1 protein-coding gene is annotated in these 1,058 nt (G+C 32.0%); it reads left to right on the top strand.

Annotated features, from left to right (window positions below; translation table 11 throughout):
• Positions 1-141 precede the first annotated feature (141 nt).
• Positions 142-1,058, top strand: a 917-nt coding sequence (locus AB4623_RS23740; RefSeq protein WP_372147490.1) for a UbiA family prenyltransferase, incomplete at its 3' end; no start/stop codon positions are given.

Raw genomic sequence — 1,058 nt, 5'->3', positions numbered from 1 at the left:
CTTTTATGATGTAATAAAACTCGGGAAAACCAAGTTAAAGTGGAAATTTATTAATATAGAAAAGCTATTTAGTGTACGAATCTTACTGATTCTAAAATAACAAGCGATTATTTAGTTTTTCTCTACAGATTGGTGTTATAAGTGATAGATAAAGTATTTGTAGTCGACCTTGATGGTTGCCTTTCAAAAAGCGATATATTGGAAGAATCTTTGATTGTAAATCTCATTAAGAACCCATTCAAGATATTTCCGTTATTGTCAGCACTTTTAAATGGCAAAGTTGCTTTTAAAAGAGCCGTTTATAGAATATTTGGCTTTGATCCTTCCTCCCTTTCCTATGATCAAAGAGTCATTGAGTTATGTAATAAAAAGAAGAAGCAAGGTTACAGAGTCGTACTTTGCACTGGTTCTCTACATGAAATAGCAATAAAAGTCCAGGGGTTTCTTGGTGTTTTCGATGATGTTATTGGGACAGATCAGGTTAATAATACAGGGGCTGAAAAAGTTAAAACGATCAATAATGAGTACCCTGGATCACACATAGAATATATAGGTAACTCTCAAGATGATATTCCGTTATTTGAAGCCTTTAGTTCTTCGTTTTTAATAAATTATAAATTTAAAACGTTAAGACGACTAAAGGCTAATCCTGTTGAGGTGATCGGAGAGCCTGTATGTACACTTAAAAACTACTTCAGGATGTTGAGACCACATCAATGGTCTAAGAACATATTGGCTTTTGTTGCACTTGTTAGTTCACATAGCTACTTCTCTTTGGATAATATATTACTCTCATTGTCTGCTTTTTTTTGCTTGTCACTATGTGCCTCTAGTCATTATATAGTCAATGATATTCTCGATATAGCATCTGATCGGAAACATGAAACTAAAAGGGCCAGAGAGATTCCTGCTGGGAATGTTTCATTATTAGTAGCAACTGTTATTTCACTTTTGCTATTTATAATATCACTAGCAATGTCCTATTTTATTAATAATTCACTTTTTATATCTATATTGGCATATTTTATTATTACCAATGTGTATTCTTTTATATTAAA

It is taken from the genome of Vibrio sp. 10N.222.52.C12, from assembly GCF_041474215.1.
Lineage (GTDB): Bacteria > Pseudomonadota > Gammaproteobacteria > Enterobacterales > Vibrionaceae > Vibrio > Vibrio crassostreae_C.
Note: the sequence above shows the minus strand (reverse complement) of the source record. Positions and strands in the feature narration are given on the sequence as shown.